At 61.7% G+C, this 20,688-nt stretch carries 12 protein-coding genes; 8 read left to right on the plus strand and 4 right to left on the minus strand.

Going from position 1 to position 20,688, the window contains the following annotated elements:
* Nucleotides 1–433: 433 nt before the first annotated feature.
* Nucleotides 434–793, plus strand: coding sequence for a DUF6124 family protein (locus BLU24_RS21395; RefSeq protein ID WP_093103609.1), 360 nt, complete (start codon nt 434–436; stop codon nt 791–793).
* A gap of 238 nt (nt 794–1,031) precedes the next feature.
* Here BLU24_RS21395 and BLU24_RS21400 read toward each other — a convergent pair whose 3' ends face one another.
* Nucleotides 1,032–8,177 carry a retention module-containing protein gene (locus BLU24_RS21400; protein WP_093103612.1) on the minus strand — a complete coding sequence of 2,382 codons (7,146 nt, stop codon included), beginning with the start codon at nt 8,175–8,177 and terminating at the stop codon, nt 1,032–1,034.
* 531 nt (nt 8,178–8,708) lie between these two features.
* Here BLU24_RS21400 and BLU24_RS21405 point away from each other — a divergent pair.
* From BLU24_RS21405 to BLU24_RS21415, 3 genes are all read left to right on the plus strand, one after another.
* The gene (locus BLU24_RS21405; protein ID WP_093103615.1) at nt 8,709–10,067 is read left to right on the plus strand and encodes a TolC family outer membrane protein; all 1,359 of its coding nucleotides are present in this window, start codon (nt 8,709–8,711) and stop codon (nt 10,065–10,067) included.
* A gap of 183 nt (nt 10,068–10,250) precedes the next feature.
* Nucleotides 10,251–12,410 (plus strand): type I secretion system permease/ATPase, encoded by a 2,160-nt coding sequence (locus tag BLU24_RS21410; RefSeq protein WP_093103618.1) that lies wholly within the window; start codon nt 10,251–10,253, stop codon nt 12,408–12,410.
* Between the two features lie 9 nt (nt 12,411–12,419).
* Nucleotides 12,420–13,781 carry an HlyD family type I secretion periplasmic adaptor subunit gene (locus tag BLU24_RS21415; protein WP_093103620.1) on the plus strand — a complete coding sequence of 454 codons (1,362 nt, stop codon included), beginning with the start codon at nt 12,420–12,422 and terminating at the stop codon, nt 13,779–13,781.
* A 120-nt stretch (nt 13,782–13,901) separates the two neighbouring features.
* Here the strand turns inward: BLU24_RS21415 and BLU24_RS21420 are convergent, their stop codons facing one another.
* Nucleotides 13,902–14,498, minus strand: coding sequence for a tRNA-uridine aminocarboxypropyltransferase (locus BLU24_RS21420; RefSeq protein WP_093103623.1), 597 nt, complete (start codon nt 14,496–14,498; stop codon nt 13,902–13,904).
* 6 nt (nt 14,499–14,504) lie between these two features.
* Nucleotides 14,505–15,398 carry a LysR family transcriptional regulator gene (locus BLU24_RS21425; RefSeq protein WP_090282283.1) on the minus strand — a complete coding sequence of 298 codons (894 nt, stop codon included), beginning with the start codon at nt 15,396–15,398 and terminating at the stop codon, nt 14,505–14,507.
* Between the two features lie 398 nt (nt 15,399–15,796).
* On the opposite strand from BLU24_RS21425, the gene speB reads away from it, so the two are divergent.
* The 4 genes from speB (at nt 15,797) to BLU24_RS21445 (ending at nt 20,266) form a co-directional block, all read left to right on the plus strand.
* Nucleotides 15,797–16,747 carry an agmatinase gene (gene speB / locus BLU24_RS21430; RefSeq protein ID WP_039761035.1) on the plus strand — a complete coding sequence of 317 codons (951 nt, stop codon included), beginning with the start codon at nt 15,797–15,799 and terminating at the stop codon, nt 16,745–16,747.
* Nucleotides 16,748–16,757: 10 nt separating this feature from the next.
* Nucleotides 16,758–17,180 (plus strand): YybH family protein, encoded by a 423-nt coding sequence (locus BLU24_RS21435; RefSeq protein WP_093103626.1) that lies wholly within the window; start codon nt 16,758–16,760, stop codon nt 17,178–17,180.
* 51 nt (nt 17,181–17,231) lie between these two features.
* Complete coding sequence (locus tag BLU24_RS21440) at nt 17,232–18,734, plus strand: purine-cytosine permease family protein (protein ID WP_093103631.1); 1,503 nt, start codon at nt 17,232–17,234, stop codon at nt 18,732–18,734.
* Nucleotides 18,735–18,886: 152 nt separating this feature from the next.
* A complete protein-coding gene (locus tag BLU24_RS21445) occupies nt 18,887–20,266 on the plus strand; it encodes a sodium:solute symporter (RefSeq protein WP_093103636.1) in 1,380 nt (459 codons plus the stop codon).
* Between the two features lie 169 nt (nt 20,267–20,435).
* On the opposite strand, the gene BLU24_RS28115 is transcribed toward BLU24_RS21445, so the two are convergent.
* Nucleotides 20,436–20,564 (minus strand): PA1414 family protein, encoded by a 129-nt coding sequence (locus tag BLU24_RS28115; RefSeq protein WP_003198971.1) that lies wholly within the window; start codon nt 20,562–20,564, stop codon nt 20,436–20,438.
* Between the last annotated feature and the right edge of the window lie 124 nt (nt 20,565–20,688).

Below are 20,688 nucleotides of genomic sequence, written 5' to 3' on the forward strand. Positions count from 1 at the left end.
TGGCCCCTTCGCGAGCAGGCTCGCTCCCACATTTGGTTGACCGCGCTCCCATGTGGGAGCGAGCCTGCTCGCGAAGAGGCCATCCGATTCGGCGCAACTTTTCGATTTAAACGAAGGCGTTTAAAAGACACCTCCAGACACGCCTTCCAGGCTACAAATCCTTGCGCCATTGCCTACAGCCAAGCCAGAATCCGCCGGCTTGTGCGCTTTGGGGTCGGGTTCTATTGTGGTGCGGTCGCTGAATGTTCAGTGATCGGGTTTAGCAGCTCGGCAATTTCAAGGCACGCGGTCCCGCCATTACGTAATGGCGGCTTTGCGTGGGGCACTTCGGTGCGCCGGGATCCTTGAGCCTGGTCTGCTAACCCGCGTACAGCCGCCACCCTCTTCGTTTAGCAGCGAAGGATGACGGCTCCACATCTCAAGGAGCTTCACCATGACCAAACCAACGCCAAACCCACCCGCAACCGACCCCACCTCCCCCTACGAATCCCTCGACTCCACCAAACTCCACGAGGCCGCCGACCGCGCCCTCGATCACTACCTCTGCCCGCCCGGTTCCCCTCCACCGCCGCGTAAAAAACGCACGATGTACGCCGTGACCGCTGACTTCAAAAACGAGGAACTACTGGCCAACGCCTGCGAAACCCTCGCCTCGGCCAGAACCATTGCCAATGACTTCGCCAACCTCATACCCGCCTCGCAGCGCAGAACGCTGTTGGGGATTGCGCAGTTGATCATGCTTGGCGAGCTGGCGATGAATCGGGTGCTGGATAATCTGGAGTTGCCGCAGTAGCGCCACCCTCCACTGATGCTTCCCACGCAGAGCGTGGGAACGATCAATCGGCAGCTGTGGATCGGTGCCTGTTCTGGCCCCATCGCGAGCAGGCTCGCACACATGGGTTGACCGCGCTCCCCTGTGAGAGCGAGCCTGCTCGCGAAGACTGACGTATGAGCAATGCAGCGCCCTCAGGCAGAAAAAAACCGCCGCCCCTATAACAGGGACGGCGGTTTTTTCGTTTTTCAGACTGCGCTTACACCGTATCCACCTTCAACGAGTGATCATTCAACATCCCGCTGATGATCGTCGCCGTGTCATGCCCGCCAGCCACCATGCCGCCCGCGCCCGGTGTCACGCCATAGTGACTGGCAAGGTTGACGCCGGCCAGATCAATCGTCTGGTTCGGCGTGGCGCCGGCCATGGCGCTGACGTCGATGCTGGTCATCACCGAGGCGCCGCTGCCGCTGACGGTGAAGTGCAGGTAGTCGTCCAGCGAGGCGGTGCTGGCGTTTTCGCCTTGCAGCAGTTGCGACAGGTCGAGCTTGTCGGTGCCCGGGGTGAAGTCGGTGATCAGGTCGTGGCCGCTGTTGCCCTTGAGCCACTGGAAAGTATCCGCCCCGGCCCCGCCGGTCAGGGTGTTGTTGCCCAAGCCGCCGATCAGCAGGTCGTCGCCTCCGCCACCGTTCAGAGTGTCGTTGCCAAGGCCGCCGTTGATCACGTTGCTGTTGTTGTCGCCGGTGAGGCTGTCGTTGAAGTTGGAGCCGAGCAGGTTTTCGATGCCGGTCAGGGTATCGCTGCCGGCGCCCAGGGTGTTTTGCGCGCCGAGCAGGCCGAGATTGACGCTGACGCCGGCCGTTGCGTGAGCGTAGCTGGCGGTATCGATGCCAGTGCCGCCGTCGAGCAGGTCATTGCCCGCGCCGCTGTAGAGCAGGTCATTACCGGCGCCGCCGTGCAGCTCGTTGTTGCCTGAGCCTGCGGTGAGCACATCGTTGCCGTCACCGGCATTGATGATGTTGTCGCCGTTGCCGGCCACCAGTACATCATCGCCGGCGGTACCGGTGAGGATGTGGCCGTCCTGATAACTGATGCTGACGTTGGCCGTGTCGCTGCCGCCGTGGTTGTCGCTGGCGGTGTAGGTGCCGTGATAATCCGCCGTAACGTCATGGGCGCCTGCGTAGTTCAGCGTCATGGTCAGTTGATAGCTTTCCGCCCCGTTCGGGTTGCCGTTACCCGTGGCGTTGGCGATGTTGGTGATGTGGATCTGGTACACGCCATCGGCTGACGCTGTGAGGGTTTGCCCGTCATTCAGGGCAATCCAGGCACCGCCATTGAGCGAGTACTCCATGCTGATCCGACCGGGATCGAGGTTGTGATCCAGGTTGAGGGTTTCGCCCTGGCGCAGGTTGACGGTAATGCGGTCCTCGTCGTTGGCGTTGCTGTTGCTCACCGCGCCGAGATACCCCGTGACAACGAGCACGGCGGTCATGGTCGCGGCAGTGGCATTGAACGCGTTGCGCACGTTGGCGAGACTTTGGTTGGCGGGGTTGTTGTTCGGGTTATTGAAAAGGATCACGCCCGAGCCGGTAAAGTCCGCCGCTTTTGAAATCCAACCGGTGTTGAAACTGGTCGGTGTGGCGTTGAGGGCATCGCCGTTCGGATCGGTGTCGTTGGCCAGCAACAGTTCGCCCGGCACCACGATGTTGCCCGACAGCACGTTGGTAATGACGTGATCGTCCATCGCCACCGGTGGCGCGTTGGGAATCACTTTGACGGTCAGCGTCGAGCTGGCGAGGTCGCCGTCGTTGTCGCTGACGGTGAAGCCGATGTTCTCGGTGATGACCACGGCGGTGGTTTTCTGCGAGGTGTAGGTGTACTCGCCGGTGTCGAGATTGATCAGCAAGGTGCCGCTGTTGTTGGTGGCGATGCTCAACGTGTTGTTGGCGGTGTTGAAGGTGCCGTGATTGGCGCCGCCGCTCGCGGTCAACGAGCCTTGGCCGCCGAGGGCTTTCGGATCGTAGGTGTAGGTGGTGCCGTCGACCACGATGGACTTGATGAAACCGCCATCGGCGCCGAACGAACCGCCCTCGCCGAGCAGCGAGCCGGTGACCGGGGCGCCCTGCACCGTGCCGGACAATACCGAGTTGAGCTGATTGAGGTCGGTGACCACCACTGCGTTGGTGTCGGTGTGACTGATGCCGTCATAGGCCAGCGGGTCGAGGTTGGCGTTGCTCACGCCGCTGCCCAGGCCGATCGCGTAGTTCTTGATGTTGTTGGCATCGAGGAAGTTTTTCAGCGCTGTTTCGTCGGCCGTACCGATGTCGCCCTCGTTGGGTTTGCCATCGGAGAAGAAGTAACCGACGTTCTGCGCCCCGGTCAGTTTCCCCGAGGTGTTGAAGGCGCTCTGCATCACCGCCACCGCGGCGTCGTAGTTGGTACCGCCGCCGGCGTTGAGCCCGGCGAGCAGGGTTTTTGCCGTGGCGACGTCGACCCACACCGAGGTGCGATCGGTGGCGCCGCTGCTGAAGGTGACGAGTTGCACCTTCACATCGCCGAGGTCGTCGTATTTTTCGAGCAAGGCGCTGATGGCCTGCTTGGCCAGATCCAGTCGCGACAGACCAGGTACGCCAGAGGGGTCGGCCATGCTCCCGGAAATATCGAGGACGATGAGAACGTTGGAGTCGATTTCCACCGCCGCCACCGAGCGATCCGATGCCACGGCTTTTGGCACGTCGTCGACGATGTTGACCACCAGTGTGCTGGTGGTGCTGTTGCCCAGCGCATCGGTGGCTTGGTAGGTGAAGCTTTCGCTCAGGGTGTTCGGTCCGTCGTTGGCGTTCGGCATGGTTTTCGGCGCCGAGGTCAGCGTGTAGGTGTAGGTGCCGTCGGCGTTGAGCTGCAGCTGCCCATAGCTGCCGGTGGCGCTGCCGACCAGGGTGTAGGTGATCGCGCCCGTTCCGCCGGAGACTGCCCCCACCAGCGTGCCGGTCGCGGTTTCGCCGCTGCTGGCTGGATCGCTACCGGTCACCGTGCCGGGCGCCAGATCCTGGCCATCCTTGGTCAGGTCGAGGGCTTTTTCATAGACCGTCACGTCAGCATCGCTGGCGGCTATCAGGCAGCTGTCGTGCACGTCGATGGTGATGGTGGTGGTGCTTTCGTCGCCGTCGGCATCGCGTACGGTGTAGGTGAACACATCCACCGCGCCCGGGCCGTTCACGGTGTTGGGATTGCTGTGATAAACCGCGTTGCCGTTGGCGTCGAGGGTCAGGTAGCCGTAGGTGCCATTGATCTGCGAATTCAAACCGCCGATGGCAGAAGAGGAAGTATCGGCGCCGGCACGCACGCCAACCACCGCGCCGCTGATCGCCGGACCGTCAGCACCGCCCACATCGTTGCTGAGGACATTGCCACTGACGGTGTCGCCCTCCGCAACCGAAGCCGCATCCGGGTTGGCCGCCGGCAGATCGTCGACGATGTTGACGTTGATCTGGCCGCTCGCGCTGCTGCCGTCGGTATCGGTCGCGACAACGGCGAAGTTCTCGGTGAGGCTGTTGGCGCCGTTGGCATTCGGATGCGTTTCGTTATCGACCAGGGTGTAGCTGTAACTCACGACACCGGTGGCCGGGTTGTAACCGGTGACGGTGAAGGTGCTGCCCAGTGGCGAAACCACCGATTGCGGGAAGCCGGCGGCGACACCGTTGGTCACCACGGCGATGCCACCGACGGTCAGGGTTTGCAGACCATCGAGGGCCGAGACCGTGAAGGTCCCGCTCTGGGTCAGAGCCGGTGTGTCTGGGCTGCTGCCATCGCTGAGGTTTTTCTCGTAGACGGTCAGTTCGCCGCCTTTCACATCGAGGCCGTCAAGGCAGATCGGGTCGTCGTTGTTATGGATGTTCAGCACCAGATTGGCCGTGCTGGTGTCGCCGTCGGCATCGGTCAGTGTGTAGGTGAAGGTCTCACTACCGTTGCCACCGCCGCCGAGATTTTTGAAGTCCACATCGTTGGTGTTAAGCGTATAGGTGTAGGTGCCGTTGGCGTTGAGCACCAGCGTGCCGTAAGTACCGGTGAAGGTGCCGGGGGTAATCGGTCCGGCATTCGGTCCGGTCGCCACCACGTCGGCGCCTTGCACATCATTGATCAGCACATTACCGGTGAGGCTCAGCTGGTTTTCCGAAGCGGTGTTGGCGTTGCTGTCATTCAGTGCTTTCGGCACGTCGTCGACGACGCTGATCACAATCGTGCTGGTGACGATGTTGCCCAGTGAATCAGTGGCCTGATAGGTGAAGGTTTCCGTCAGGGTGTTGGCACCGTCGTCGGCCTGTGGCGTGGTGCTCGCCGGCGAGGTCAGCGTGTAGGTGTAAGTGCCGTTGGGGTTGAGCTGAATCTGCCCGTAGTTGCCGCTGGCGCTGCCGACCAGCGCATAGCTGATCGCGCCGACCGCGCCGGTGACCGAACCGACCAGCGTGCCGGACGCGGTTTCGCCGTTGTTGCCCGGGTCGCTGCCGACCACACTGCCCGCCGCCAGATCCTGGCCGTCCTTGTTCAGATCGAGGGCTTTTTCATAGACGCTGACATCGCTGTCGCTGACCGCTTTCAGGCAACTGTTATAGACATCGATGGTGATGGTGGTGGTGCTTTCATCGCCGTCAGCATCACGCACGGTGTAAGTGAACACGTCCACCGCGCCCGGGCCGTTCACGGTGTTGGGATTGCTGTGATAAACCGCATTGCCGTTGGCGTCGAGGGTCAGGTAACCGTAGGTGCCGTTGATCTGCGAATTGAGGCCGCCGATGGCTGATGTGGAAGTGTCGGCACCGGCGCGCACGCCGACGACCGCACCCGTGACCGCCGGGCCGTCCGCGCCGCCGACGTCGTTGTTCAGCACGTTGCCGCTGACCGTGCCGCCCTCCTTCACCGACGCAGCGTCGGCGTACGCGCTCGGCAAGTCGTCGACGATGTTGACGTTGATCTGGCCGCTGGCCGTGCTGCCGTCGGTGTCGGTGGCCACGACATTGAAGTTCTCGGTAATGCTGTTCGCACCGTTGGCGTTCGGATGAGCTTCGTTGTCGACCAGGGTGTAGCTGTAGCTGACCACGCCGGTGGCCGGGTTGTAACCGGTGATGGTCAACGTGCTGCCGAGCGGCGTGACGATCGATTGTGGAAAGCCTGCGGCGACGCCACCGGTCACCACGTTGATGCCGCCCACGGTCAGGGTTTGCAGGCCATCCAGCGCGGAGACGGTGAAGGTGCCGCTCTGGGTCAGGGCCGGTGTATCGGGACTGGTGCCGTCGCTGAGGTTTTTCTCGTAGACGGTGAGTTCGCCACCGTTGACGTCGAGGCCGTTGATGATCACCGGATCGTCATTGTTGTGGATCTGCAAGACGAGGTTGGCGGTGCTGGTATCGCCGTCGGCATCGGTGATCGTGTAGGCGAAGGTTTCGGTGCCGTTGCCACCACCGTGCAGGTTTTTGAAGTCCGTATCGTTGGTGTTGAGGGTGTAGGTATAAGTGCCGTTGGCATTCAGCACCAAGGTGCCGTAAGTACCGGTAAACGTGCCGGGAGTGACTGGCCCGGTCGGCACGCGGTCGGCGCCTTGCACATCGTTGGTCAGCACGTTGCCGGTCAGGGTCAGCTGCGTTTCCGAAGCGGTGCCGTTGTTGTCGTCGAACGCCTTGGGCACGTCGTCGGTGATGTTGACGTCGAGGGTGCCGGTGGCGGTGGTGCCGTTGTCATCGACTACGGTGACGGCGAATTGCTCAGGCAGGTTGTTGGTGCCGTTGGCGTTCGGGTGTGCTTCGTTGTCGACCAGGGTGTAGCTGTAGCTGACCACGCCCGTGGCAGGGTTGAAACCGGTGATGGTCAGCGTGCTGCCGAGCGGCGTGGTGATCGATTGCGGGAAACCGGCGGCGACGCCGTTGGTGACCACGGCGATGCCGCCGACGGTCAGGGTGGTGACGCCGTCGAGTGCGGTGATGGTGAAGGTGCCGCTTTGGGTTAGCGCGTTGGCGTTTGGGGCGCTGCCGTCGCTGAGGTTGCTTTCGTTGACCGTCAGTTCACCGCCCTCGACGTTCAGGCCGTTGATGATCACCGGATCGTCGTTGTTGTGAATCTGCAGAATGAGGTTCGCCGTGCTGGTATCGCCGTCGGCATCGGTGATCGTGTAGGCGAAGGTTTCGGTGCCGTTGCCGCCACCGTGCAGGTTTTTGAAGTCCGTATCGTTGGTGTTGAGGGTGTAGGTGTAGGTGCCATCGGCGTTCAGCACGAGTGTGCCGTAAGTGCCGGTGAAGGTGCCGGGCGTAACCGGGCCAGTCGGCACGCGGTCGGCGCCTTGCACGTCGTTGGTCAGGACGTTGCCGGTCAGGGTCAGCTGGGTTTCCGAAGCGGTACCGTTGTTGTCGTCGAACGCCTTGGGCACGTCGTCGGTGATGTTGACGTCGAGGGTGCCGGTGGCCGTGTCGCCATTGCTGTCGCCGGCGATCACGGTGAATTGTTCGCTGATGGTGTTTGCACCGTCAGCAGACGAATGGGTTTCGTTGCCGGTGAGGGTGTAGCTGTAGCTGACCACGCCGGTCGCCGGGTTGTAACCGGTGATGGTCAGGGTGTTGCCCAATTGCGAAGTGACCGACTGCGGGAAGCCGACCGCAACGCCGCCAACGATGATGTTGACGCCACCGATGCTCAGGCTGGTCAGACCATCGGGAGCGGAAATGCTGAACGTGCCGCTCTGGGTCAGCGCGCCGTTGTTACTGGCTGAGCCGTTGGGCAGATTGGCTTCGTTGACCGACAGTTCGCCGCCCTGCACGGCCAGGCCGGTCAGTGTCACCGGGTTGTCCACCGGTGGCGGTGGCGCAATGATCGGCGCGGGCGCGTCATCGCCATTGTCATTGTCGTTGTCCGCGTCGCGGCGATAGTCGGGAAACTCGGGGATGCCGTTGAAACCGGCGGTGGGGAAACCGATGATCGGGTCGACCCGGCCGCCGACTTCGCTCAGCAGCACAAAACTGTGACCGCCGCCCAGTTCACCGGTATTGCCGCTGGGCGCGTTGGGCCCGGCAGCGGTGGCTTCGGCGCTTTGGCTGGGGTCGTCACCGGCAGCAATGGCTTTCTGGATTTGCTCGACATCGGTCAACTGCGCCTGGCTCGGGGTCTGCGCTTCGTCAACATTCACCGGCACCGCCTGATCGGCCAGCAGTTGCCCGGTCATGGTGATGCTGCTGCCGCGGCCGAGGGTCAATTGCTCGCCGTTCTGCAGTTTCACCGCCACCGCGCCTTCCGCGCCAGTGATCAATTGATCGCCGGCATACAAACGATCGCCTTCGAACAGCGGCCGTTTGATGCCGTCGCCCGCCTGAGCGAATACTTGACCGATGATTTTTGTGACCGTACCGATGAGCGTTGCCATGTGAAATCCTCCGCTGCCGACCACCGTCGGCACTGGTTCGCGAAGCAGCCCATGGCTCAATCGGGTTGCCGGGGGCGACGCTCGCACCCTCGACAGTTCGTTTCGCGGGTGCCCTGCCGGAAAACCTCAGCGCATTCAAGCACTTCGGCACCCTGTTCAAGGCAATACACCCACTAGCGCTACGTAACGGTGGTGAATCACCTGAGTGACAAAAATCTGTCGCTCATCGACCGTTACGCGTCCCTCCCCTTCAGCAGTACTTCGCCGTCTAAAGCAAAGTGAATGGAACTTTCCTCAAGCCCTTTTGAGCTCCCTAAAGCGCATAAAACAAAGGCTTTCGAGCTGAACAATGTGCTGCTTTTGAAAAACCGCATAAGTTTTTTTTGGCATAAGCCTTATGAAAATTTTTTCTTAGCTACGCTTCAGGATGTTCTTAGCTCTGATGTTACAAGAGTGAGACGCCGACACCTTAAAATATCGTCAAATATTTGGCGACAGTAACACACCATCAGGACTTACGGAGATGCACCCATGCGCGTACTAACCCCCCTCTGCAGCGCGGTTTTGCTGGCCATGGCTTGCACTTCTCAAGCCCACGCCATGAATCTGACTGAAGCCATTCAAAGCACCATTGCCACTCACCCGGAACTGGCGTCGCGCGTGGATGCGCGCCTGTCGGCGGATGAACAAGTCAAAGTCGCCAAGGGCGGTTTCTATCCGTCCGTCGACCTGAACGCCGCTTACGGACGCGGCTATAGCGACAACACCAACACTCGCGCCTTCGGCAATCACAACACCGAAATCCTCAATTACACCCAGTCCGAACTGCGGCTGCGGCAGATGATCTTTGACGGCTTCAACACCGCCAACGAGGTCGAGCGCACCAAAGGCGTGTCGAATTCACGCGCCTATTACGCGCAAGGCACCGCGCAGGATCTGGCCCTGCGCACCATTGAGGTCTATCTGGAAGTGCTCAAGCGTCGCGAACTGGTGACGCTTGCGAAGAACAACCTGCAGGCGCACTTGCGCGTCAACGACCAGATCGGCTTGCGCACCGAGCGTGGCGTCGGCAGCACGGCAGACTCCGATCAATCGGTAGCGCGTAAGGCGCTGGCGCAAAACAACCTGGATACCGCCGAAGTGGATCTGGCCGACGCCGAATCGAACTTCTACAGCGTGGTCGGGCGCATGCCCGATGAGCTGGAAACGCCGGCCTCGACCCGCGGCGAACTGCCGACCGAATTGCGCGAAGCCCAGCAGAGCATGGTTGATAACAACCCGTACCTGAAATCGGCACAGGCTGACGTGCAGTCGGCCGAAAGCCAATACGAAGTAGCGAAGTCGCCGTTCTACCCACGCTTCGACGCCGAAGCCGCGGTGGGCGCGAACAACAACGTGCAAGGCGACGAAGGTCACGACAACGAATGGCGTGTCGGCGTGGTGATGAACTACAACCTGTTCCGCGGCGGCAGCGACAAGGCGCGCCTGGCGGCCAACGCCCACGACATCAACCAGGCGATGGACATCCGCAACAACGCCCTGCGCCAGCTCAACGAAAATATTCGTCTGGCCTGGAACGCCATGGAAAACGCGAAGAAACAAACGCCGACCGCGCGCGAGTACGCCGAAACCACCAAACGCGTACGCGCCGCCTATCAGGATCAGTTCGGCCTCGGCCAACGTACCCTGCTCGACCTGCTCGACAGCGAAAACGAGCTGTACAACGCCAACCGTCGCTACACCGAAATTCGTTACACCGAGGAATACTCGATGTACCGCGTGTTGGCGAACATGGGCCAGTTGCTGAGCAAGCAACGAGTGGTGCTGCCGGCCGACGCGATTGCCGCGACCGAGGTGAAAAACCAGGCGCGCTTGCCTGAGTTGAAGTAACACACACAGGCGCCGTGGACACTGATCGTTCCCACGCTCCTGCGTGGGAATGCCTCTAGGGACGCTCCGCGTCCAGTGACGCGGAGCGTCACGGGGCTGCATTCCCGCGCGGGAGCGTGAGAACGATCCGACGATCTGAAGACGTCGTTCACCTCGCATCACCGTTCAACAGAGGCAATCAATATGACCCGCATGGAAACCGGCGCCGCCGGCATCGATCCGCGTTTGAGCTTCGATGATCCGTTACTCGACGGTCTGCTGATCCTCTGCAAACTGCACGGTGCGACGGTCAGCCGCGCCAGCCTGAGCGCCGGGTTGCCGCTGAACAAACAACGCCTGAGCCTGGATCTGCTGCCCCGCGCTGCCGCCCGCGCCGGGTTGCAGGCGCGTCTGCTGCGCCGGGACCTGAAAGATATTTCGTCGCTGAACCTGCCGATTCTGCTGCTGCTCAACGACGGCCGCACGGCGGTGCTGCGGCGTTTTGGCGACGACGGCAAAGCGTTGCTGTTGCCCAGTGAAGCCGACGGCGGCGAGCAATGGGTCAGCCGCGACGAACTCGCCGAACATTACAGCGGCCAGGCCTTGTTCGCCCGGCCGCGGCACGAACTCGAAGACCTGCGCGCGCCACTGGTGCCCCGGGTGCAGGCGTGGTTTCGCGACACCTTGAAGCTGTCGAAATGGCTGTACAGCGACGCGATTCTCGCCAGTTTCCTGATCAACCTGCTGGGCCTGATGGTGCCGCTGTTCGTCATGCAGACCTACGACCGAGTGGTGCCGAACCAGGCCACCTCGACTTTGTGGGTGCTGTCGATCGGCCTGTTGATCGGCACCGGGTTCGAACTGGTTCTGCGCGTGGTGCGTGCGCATTTGCTCGACACCGCCGGGAAGAAAACCGATGTGATTTTGTCCGCCACCTTGTTCGAACGCATCACTGGCATGTCGATGAAGGCGCGGCCAGCGACCATCGGCGGGTTCGCACAAAGCATTCATGATTTTCAGGGCCTGCGCGAATTCCTCACCGCCGTGACCCTGACCAGCCTGATCGACCTGCCGTTTGTGGTGTTGATGCTCGCAGTGATCGGCCTGCTCGGTGGCTGGCTGGTGGTGATTCCGCTGCTGGCGTTTCCGCTCACCATCATTTTCGCCATGGTCATTCAGGTCAAACTGCGCGACACCGTGCAAAAGAGCCTGAGCCTCGGCGCCGAACGCCAGGCCCTGCTGATCGAAACCCTCAGCGGCCTGGAAACCCTCAAGGCCTGCAGCGCCGAAAGCGAACGCCAGCACCAATGGGAAAGCACCCACGGCGCCCTCACCCGCCTCGACAGCCATGCGCGCAATCTTTCGGCGCTGGCGACCAACGGCACCTTGTTCATTCAGCAGTTTTCCGGGATGGCGACGATTGTCGCCGGGGTCTACAGCATCATTGCCGGTAACCTCAGCGTCGGTGCGCTGGTCGCCACCTACATGCTCGGCAGCCGGGTGCTCGCGCCGCTGGGGCAGATCGCCGGGCTGATCACCCGCTATCAGCAAGCGCAACTGACCATGAAAAGCACCGATGCGCTGATGGCCTTGCCGCAGGAACGCGACGGCAAGCAGCGGCCACTGGAACGCACGCAACTGCAAGGCGCGCTGGACGTCAGCGGCGTGACCTTCCATTACAACGGCCAAAACGCGCCGGCGCTGAGCAACGTCAGTTTCAGCCTCAAGCCTGGCGAACGGGTCGGCATCATCGGCCGCAGCGGCTCCGGCAAAAGCACCCTGGCGCGACTGGTGATGGGTTTTTACGAGCCCGAAGAAGGCCAGTTGCTGCTCGATGGCCTCGACCTGCGCCAGCTCGATGTCGCCGACCTGCGCCAACAGATCGGCTACGTCGCCCACGACCTGCCGCTGCTGGCCGGCAGCCTGCGCGACAACCTCACCCTCGGCGCCCGCTACATCAGCGACGCGCGCATGCTTGAAGTGGCCGAGCTGACCGGCGTCACCGATCTGGCCCGCCAGCACCCGCAAGGCTTCGACCGGCCGGTGGGCGAACGCGGACAATTGCTCTCCGGCGGCCAGCGCCAGGCGGTCCTGCTGGCACGCTCGTTGTTGCTCGACCCGCCGATCATGCTGCTCGACGAACCCACCAGCGCCATGGACAACAGCAGTGAAGACCAGCTGCGGCTGAAACTGCATCAATGGGTGCAGGGCAAAACCCTGTTGCTGGTCACCCACCGCACCTCGATGTTGAGCCTGGTCGATCGCTTGCTGGTACTGGACAACGGCCGGGTCGTCGCTGACGGCCCGAAAGAAGCGGTCATCGATGCACTGCGCAAGGGCCGTGTCGGCTCGGCGGCGGTCTAGGAGTTGCCCATGTCTGCTTCCACCGATAGCAAGGATCGCGGCTACTTCGACAGCTTCGGCAAAAGCGCCGAGGCCGACTTCATGCCGGAAACCGCCGGCGCCTCGTTGCAGGACTCGCCGCGCAAATCGCGGATCACCGTGTGGCTGGCGGCGGCACTGCTGATCAGCGCGGTGGTCTGGGCGAAATTCGCCGTGCTCGAAGAGGTCACCATGGGCGAAGGCAAGGCGATTCCGTCGAGCAAGGTCCAGGTGATCCAGAACCTCGAAGGCGGCATCGTCACCGAGATCTTCGTTCGCGAAGGCCAGATGGTCAGCAAGGGCGATACCCTGCTGCGGCTGGATGACACGCGCTTTCGCTCGAACAAGGGCGAAAGCGAGGCCGACCGCTACGCGCTGACTGCGCAGGTCGAACGCCTGTCCGCCGAGGCCGAGGGCCGGCCGTTCAAGCTCTCCGCGGAGGTGATTGCCAAGGCTCCGCAAGTCGCCGAAGACGAGCGCTCGCTGTACGAACAGCGCCAGCGCCGCCTCGCCAGCGAGCAGCGTACCTTGAGCGAACAACTGCGGCAGAAAACCCAGGAGCTGGCGGAGTTTCGTTCCAAGCAGGGCCAGTTCAGTTCCAGCCTGGCCTTGCTGCAGCAAGAGATGAACATGTCCGAACCGCTGGTGAAAACCGGCGCCGTGTCACCGGTGGAAATTCTTCGCCTCAGGCGCAGCGCAGTGGAAATTCGTGGCTCGCTGAATGCAACCACGCTGGCGATCCCCCGCGCCGAATCGGCGATTGCCGAGATCCGCAGCAAGATCGACGAATCGGAGCAGACCTTCCGCTCCGAGGCCGCCAAAGAGCTCAACGAGAAACGCACCGACCTGTCAAAAATCACTGCCACCAGCATCGCCATCGACGACCGCGTCACCCGCACCACGGTGACCTCGCCGGTGCGCGGGGTGATCAAGCAGATGAAGGTCAACACCATTGGTGGCGTGGTCCAGCCGGGCAGCGACATGGTCGAAATCGTGCCGCTGGAAGACAACCTGCTGATCGAGGCCAAAGTGCGGCCACAGGATGTGGCGTTCCTGCATCCGGGCCAGAAAGCCATGGTCAAGTTCAGTGCCTATGACTACACGATCTACGGCGGCCTGAGCGCCAGACTCGAGCTGATCGGCGCCGACACGATCACTGACGACAAGGGCAACAGCTTCTACCTGATCCAGGTGCGTACCGATAAAAACCATCTGGGCGGGGACGTCAAACCGCTGCTGATCATTCCGGGAATGGTGGCGACGGTGGACATCATCACCGGCGAAAAAAGCGTACTGGATTACCTGCTCAAACCGGTGCTGAAAGCGCGGACCGAGGCGATGCGCGAAAGGTAGATGTGGTCGAAACTGCGTTGACGGTGCAACAGCTATCGCGAGCAGGCTCACTCCTACATTTGGAACGCGTTTCAAGTGTAGGAGTGAGCCTGCTCGCGATAGCGCCAGTCCAATCACCGCCTATCTATCGCCATGGTTCTTGTGAAAGGTCTCCTCCCCCATCGCCGCAATCTGCCCTTCGATCAACGCTTCAAACGGCTTGAGCAACGCCTCGAATGAAGCCGGCGCTTCCAGGGTCTGCAACGCCTGCACAATCGCCTCGATAGTCGACAATGCCCCCGGCCCCGGCGCCTTGCGCAATCGATAACGCGACACGCCGCCCTCTGCCAGCGTCACCCGTGGCAACGCCGCCAGCAGTGGATTGAGGTGCAACATCTTGCGTGCCTTGCGCCAGGTACCGTCCGGCACGACCAGCAACAACGGTTCGTCAGTCGGCTCGTAAGCCTGCATCGGCTGCGCATCATCAGCCGGGAATAACAGCCGCGCCTGATAGCCCGGGCGGTTCAACAATGTCGGCAAATCGTCGAACACTTCACCAACGATCAACTCGGCATTGATCAGGCCCAACGCGGCTAGCCGCGCGGTATTCAACGCATGATTGACCTCGCTCGGATGCTGCAACAGCAACACCCGGGTGCGGCTGTCGAGGCTGGGGATCAGCGGGCACAGGCAGTGGGTTTGAGGGCGCAGGCAGCGCGGGCATTGTGGTCGGGACATGAAGGGTTACGCCTGATTCAACTGGGCTTTGAGCAAATCGCGGAAGGTCTGGATCAACGGCTCGCGACTGCGACCGCGGCGCATGATCATCGAAAACGGCGCCTGATAGCCGAACGTGGCCGGCAGCAACACGCGCAAGTCGCCCTTGTCGGCCCAGGCCTGGGCGTAGTGTTCCGGCAAATAACCGATGTAAGCACCGGAGAGCACCAGAATCAGCTGCGCTTCCATGCTTTCCACGGTGGCGGCGCTGTGTTTGAAACCATGCCGGGCCAGTTCGGCCTGGCTCCAGTAACCGCGCCCGACCATGCGCTGCTGGGTGATGACCTGCTCGGGAATGCGCCGTTCGTTGAACAGCGGATGGCGACTGCTGCAATACAACCAGTGTTGCTCGCGGTACAGCGGCATGTAGACCAACCCGCTCATGCGCGTGGAGAACGCGCCGATGGCCAGGTCGAGGCGGTTGTCCTGCACGCCGAGTTGCAATTCATACGGGCTCATCACCGACAAATGCAAATGCACCGCCGGGTGCTCCTGGCTGTAGGCGCCGATGGCTTCGGCAAAAGGCAAGGCCTTGTCACTGACAGTGGAATCGATTACCCCGAGATTGAGGGTGCCGCGCAGTTCGCCTTTGAGCGCGGCGGCGTATTGCTCGAAGCCCTCGAGCTCGCCGAGCAGGCGCAACGTTTCCTGATGAAACAGCTCGCCCTTGCTGGTCAGGCTGAACCCGCCACGCCCGCGATGGCACAGCACCAGGCCGAGCGCCGCTTCGAGCTGGCTCATGTAGGTGCTGATCGCCGAGGTCGACAGGTTGAGTTCCTGCTGCGCGTTGGCAAAACCCTGATGGCGCACGACGCTGACGAAGATGCGCAGGAGTTTCAGGTCGGGTAAAGCGTTGGCCATTGGTACTCCGGGCTGTGCAACTGTGTGTCTGTGGAAAAAGACCCTCACCCCAGCCCTCTCCCGGAGGGAGAGGGAGCTGATCTCCATGGCTTTCAAATCCTGAGTTCGACTCGATTTTTTTCAGATCGATGCAGATTCCGCCAACAACTCGGTCGGCCCCCTCTCCCTCCGGGAGAGGGCTGAGGTGAGGGCAACAATCTTCAGCCCTACACTTCATTCGAACCCGCGAAAGTCTAATCCCCCCACCTCCATTAGTTTAGAAAAATCTGAACTAAGTTTTTGCCCCTAGCGATTCTTCCCCGCCACTACATTTCGCATCATCGCCCCCACAGCGGCGTCCGAGCCCGTATTTATCGGCGCGCCGACATAAATAAAACAAAGACGATGAGGCCCTACCCGTGGACAAGATTCTTCACCAACCACTGGGCGGCAACGAAATGCCGCGCTTCGGCGGCATCGCCACCATGCTCCGACTTCCCCATGTACCGACCGCTGCCGGTCTGGACGCTGCCTTCGTTGGCGTGCCGCTGGACATCGGCACTTCGCTGCGGCCCGGCACTCGCTTCGGGCCGCGCGACATCCGCACCGAATCGGTAATGATCCGCCCGTACAACATGGCCACCGGTGCTGCGCCGTTCGATTCGCTGTCGGTTGCCGACATCGGTGACGTAGCGATCAACACTTTCAACCTGCTCGACGCCGTGCGCATCATCGAAGAAGCCTACGACAACATCCTCGAGCACAACGTCATCCCCATGACCCTGGGTGGCGACCACACCATCACCCTGCCGATCCTGCGTGCGATTCATAAGAAGCACGGCAAGGTCGGCCTGGTGCATATCGATGCCCACGCCGATGTGAACGATCACATGTTTGGCGAGAAGATCGCCCACGGCACCACCTTCCGCCGCGCGGTAGAGGAAGGCCTGCTGGACTGCGACCGTGTGGTGCAGATCGGTTTGCGCGCGCAGGGTTACACCGCGGATGACTTCAACTGGAGCCGCGATCAGGGTTTCCGCGTGGTGCAGGCCGAAGAGTGCTGGCACAAGTCGCTGGCACCACTGATGGCCGAAGTGCGCGAGAAAGTCGGCGGCGGCCCGGTGTACCTGAGTTTCGATATCGACGGCATCGACCCGGCCTGGGCGCCTGGCACCGGCACCCCGGAAATCGGCGGTCTGACCACCATTCAGGCAATCGAGATCATCCGCGGCTGCCAGGGCCTCGACCTCATCGGTTGCGATCTGGTAGAAGTCTCGCCCGCTTATGACACCACCGGCAACACCTCGCTGCTGGCCGCCAACCTGCTGTACGAAATGCTCTGCGTACTGCCTGGCGTGGTTCATCGCTGAGGGTCGGGTCATGAACGAACGTGATCAGGTTCTGCACGCGGCCGCCGAATTGGTCGCCGCGTTTGCCCGTAACGACCGCGAAGCCTACTTCGGTGCGTTCAGCGCCGATGCGAGTTTCGTGTTTTACACCCTCGAACAGCCACTGCTGTCGCGCGATGCTTATCAGGCGTTGTGGGACCGCTGGCGCAGCGAGGATGGCTTCGAGGTGCTGTCGTGCACCTCGAGCAACGCCTTCGTCAGCCTGCAGGGTGACGTGGCGATTTTCATTCATGACGTGGCCACCGAGCTGCGCATGCAAGGGGAGCAACACTTCAGCCAGGAGCGCGAGACGATTGTTTTCAAAAAACAAGCGTCGAGCCTAGAACAACAAGGCCTATGGCTGGCCTGTCACGAACATTTGTCCGCAATGCCGGAAGGGCTGCCATCCCCTTAGCCAATGGTGACGCTCACGCACGATGAGCGCGCCTGATGATCGGAGCAGATCATGAATAACAACAACAACGAAAAAAGCCTTAGCAGCATTGAAACCAACGGGGTCGAACAGATCCCGGATCATGAGCGCGACGCCCGACCCAGCGACCTGTTTCGCTTGATCTTCGGCGGCGCCAATACCTTTGCAACGGCGGTGCTGGGCAGTTTTCCGGTACTGTTCGGTCTGTCGTTTCAGGCCGGCGTCTGGGCGATTGTCCTGGGTGTAATGGTGGGTGCGCTGATTCTCGCGCCGATGGGCCTGTTCGGCCCGCTCAACGGCACTAACAACGCCGTATCTTCCGGTGCCCACTTCGGCGTGCACGGGCGGATCGTCGGTTCCTTCCTGTCATTGCTGACCGCAATCGCGTTCTTCTCACTGTCGGTGTGGAGTTCGGGTGACGCGCTGGTCGGCGGCGCCAAACGCCTGCTCGATCTGCCGGAAACCGACCTGACCCTGGGCCTGGCCTACGGCTTGTTCGCGTTGCTGGTGCTGACCGTGTGCATCTACGGCTTCCGCTTCATGTTGTGGGTCAACCGCATTGCGGTGTGGGCCGCGAGCCTGCTGTTCCTGCTCGGGATCTTTGCCTTTGCGCCGGCCTTTGACAGCCAGTACGCCGGCAGCGTCGCGCTCGGTCAGGCCGGTTTCTGGGCGGCGTTCATTGGCGCGGCGCTGGTGGCGATGAGCAACCCGATTTCCTTCGGTGCGTTCCTCGGCGACTGGTCACGCTACATCCCACGGACGACGCCGAAGGGCCAGATCATGCTGGCGGTGATCGCGGCGCAACTGGCGACGCTGATTCCGTTCCTGTTCGGCCTTGCCACCGCGACCATCGTGGCGATCAAGGCTCCCGACTACATTGCCGCGAACAACTATGTCGGCGGCTTGCTGGCGGTATCGCCGAGCTGGTTCTTCCTGCCGGTGTGCCTGATCGCGGTGATCGGCGGCATGTCGACCGGCACCACCTCGCTGTATGGCACCGGGCTGGACATGTCCAGCGTGTTCCCGCGTGTGCTGTCGCGGGTCAAGGCGACGTTGCTGATCGGCGTGCTGTCGATTGCCTTCATCTTCATCGGTCGTTTTGCCGCCAACCTGGTGCAGAGCGTGTCGACCTTCGCCGTGCTGATCATCACCTGCACCACGCCATGGATGGTGATCATGATCATCGGCCTGGTGGTGCGTCGCGGCTTCTACTGCCCGGATGACCTGCAAGTGTTCACCCGTGGCGAACAGGGCGGGCGCTACTGGTTCAGCCACGGCTGGAACTGGCGGGGTCTGGGTGCGTGGATCCCGAGCGCGGCGGTCGGCCTGTGCTTCGTCAACCTGCCGGGGCAGTTCGTCGGCCCGCTCGGTGAACTGGCTGGCGGCATCGACATCAGCCTGCCGGTGACCCTGGGCCTGGCGTCGGTGGTGTACCTGACACTGCTCAAGCTGTTCCCGGAACCGCGCGAAGTGTTCGGGCCGACCGATGTGCGCCGGGAAGCTGCAATAAAACCTCAACTGCGTCAGGCCGCCTGACACCGATCCCCGGTGGGAGCGAGCTTGCCCGCGATGACTGCGGCACATCCAACAAAGATGTGCCTGACAGACCGCCATCGCGAGCAGGCTCACGCCTGCAAGGGAACTGATTTCAGCCCCAATATAAAAAAGACAATCGGAGACTCGCCATCATGGCTTTGGATTTATTCGTCGTACTCCTCTACGCCGCCGCGATGCTGATACTCGGCTACTACGGCATGCGCAAGGCCAAGACCCACGAGGATTACCTGGTCGCCGGGCGTAACCTGGGGCCGTCGCTGTACATGGGCACCATGGCGGCTACCGTTCTGGGTGGCGCGTCCACCGTCGGCACCGTGCGGCTGGGTTACGTGCATGGCATTTCCGGGTTCTGGCTGTGTGCGGCACTGGGTTGCGGGATCGTCGCGCTGAACCTGTTCCTCGCCAAACCGCTGCTGAAGCTGAAGGTGTTCACCGTCACCCAGGTGCTGGAAAAGCGCTACAACCCGATGGCCCGCACCGCCAGCGCAACCATCATGCTCGCTTACGCGCTGATGATCGGCGTGACCTCGATCCTGGCGATCGGCACCGTGCTGCAAGTACTGTTCGGCCTGCCGTTCTGGATCTCGGTGCTGCTGGGCGGCGGTATCGTGGTGATCTACTCGACCATCGGCGGCATGTGGTCGCTGACCCTGACCGACATCGTCCAGTTCGGCATCCAGACCGTCGGCCTGATGTTCCTGCTGCTGCCGATCTGCCTGTACCGCGTCGGTGGCTGGGATCAACTGGTGGCGCAATTGCCGGCAGCCAGCTTCAACTTCACCAGCATCGGCTGGGACACGATCATCACCTACTTCATGATCTACTTCTTCGGCATCCTCATCGGTCAGGACATCTGGCAGCGCGTGTTCACCGCCAGGAGCGAAAAGGTCGCCAGGTACGCCGGCACTTCGGCCGGGATCTACTGCATCGTCTACGGTCTGGTCTGCGCGCTGATCGGCATGGCCGCGCATGTGCTGATTCCGGATCTGGACAACGTCAACAACGCCTTTGCCGCCATCGTCAAAGTCTCGCTGCCGGACGGCATCCGTGGCCTGGTGATCGCTGCTGCACTGGCGGCGATGATGTCCACCGCCAGCGCCGGCCTGCTCGCCGCCTCCACCACGCTGACTGAAGACCTGCTGCCGAAACTGCGCGGCGGCAAACAATCGAACGTCGCCGTCAGCCGTCTGTTCACCCTGCTGACTGGCGTGGCGGTGCTGGGCATTGCACTGGTGGTCAACGACGTGATCAGTGCTTTGACTCTGGCTTACAACCTGCTGGTCGGCGGCATGCTGATTCCGCTGATGGGCGCGATTTTCTGGAAACGCGCGACCACCGCCGGGGCGATCAGCGCCATGACGCTGGGCTTTATCACTGCGCTGGTGTTCATGGTCAAGGACGGTATGGACGCGAACACGCCGATCTATTACAGCCTCGGGGTCAGTCTGGTGAGCTTCGTGCTGGTCAGCCTGTTTTCGCCGCGTCCGGCGGCTGTGGCGCCTGCGATTTGAACTTGATGTAACGACTTGCTGCTTTCTTCGACGGGTGTGGCGTCGGTTGCCACACCCGTTTTTTTACGTCTGCAGAAAGCCAAAAATCGCAGCCTCCGGCCGCGCCTGCCAGGTATTGGCAAGTGAGGCCGAAGACTGCGATTTCACTGAATCTGGAAATCCGGGGGCGTTAACGCCGACGTGGCTGGCGGCGGCGCTGCTCGTCATCGGTGCGAATCGGCACAGGTTGCATTGGCGGTTCGATCAAGCCGAGCGCAACACCCAAATCGTGCAGCCAGTTTTGAATTTTCTCTTTCATCGTCGTGCCCCCTTCAGGGTGGTGCTGAGCGGCCGGAATTCTGAGGCCGCTTCGCACTGATAATAGTCCGAAGTCCTACGCAATGCTCGGCCAAATCCGCAATGATCTGTTACTGAATTGATCA

Origin of the sequence: Pseudomonas sp. Z003-0.4C(8344-21), from assembly GCF_900104975.1 — a bacterium.
Taxonomy (GTDB): Bacteria; Pseudomonadota; Gammaproteobacteria; order Pseudomonadales; family Pseudomonadaceae; genus Aquipseudomonas; species Aquipseudomonas granadensis.

Bases quoted from the DNA above. Each gene is read 5' to 3' on its own strand.
- BLU24_RS21395 (WP_093103609.1), top strand. From the start codon at position 434: ATGACCAAACCAACGCCAAACCCACCCGCAACCGACCCCACCTCCCCC.
- BLU24_RS21400 (WP_093103612.1), bottom strand. From the start codon at position 8,177: ATGGCAACGCTCATCGGTACGGTCACAAAAATCATCGGTCAAGTATTC.
- BLU24_RS21405 (WP_093103615.1), top strand. From the start codon at position 8,709: ATGCGCGTACTAACCCCCCTCTGCAGCGCGGTTTTGCTGGCCATGGCT.
- BLU24_RS21410 (WP_093103618.1), top strand. From the start codon at position 10,251: ATGACCCGCATGGAAACCGGCGCCGCCGGCATCGATCCGCGTTTGAGC.
- BLU24_RS21415 (WP_093103620.1), top strand. From the start codon at position 12,420: ATGTCTGCTTCCACCGATAGCAAGGATCGCGGCTACTTCGACAGCTTC.
- BLU24_RS21420 (WP_093103623.1), bottom strand. From the start codon at position 14,498: ATGTCCCGACCACAATGCCCGCGCTGCCTGCGCCCTCAAACCCACTGC.
- BLU24_RS21425 (WP_090282283.1), bottom strand. From the start codon at position 15,398: ATGGCCAACGCTTTACCCGACCTGAAACTCCTGCGCATCTTCGTCAGC.
- BLU24_RS21435 (WP_093103626.1), top strand. From the start codon at position 16,758: ATGAACGAACGTGATCAGGTTCTGCACGCGGCCGCCGAATTGGTCGCC.
- BLU24_RS21440 (WP_093103631.1), top strand. From the start codon at position 17,232: ATGAATAACAACAACAACGAAAAAAGCCTTAGCAGCATTGAAACCAAC.
- BLU24_RS21445 (WP_093103636.1), top strand. From the start codon at position 18,887: ATGGCTTTGGATTTATTCGTCGTACTCCTCTACGCCGCCGCGATGCTG.
- BLU24_RS28115 (WP_003198971.1), bottom strand. From the start codon at position 20,564: ATGAAAGAGAAAATTCAAAACTGGCTGCACGATTTGGGTGTTGCGCTC.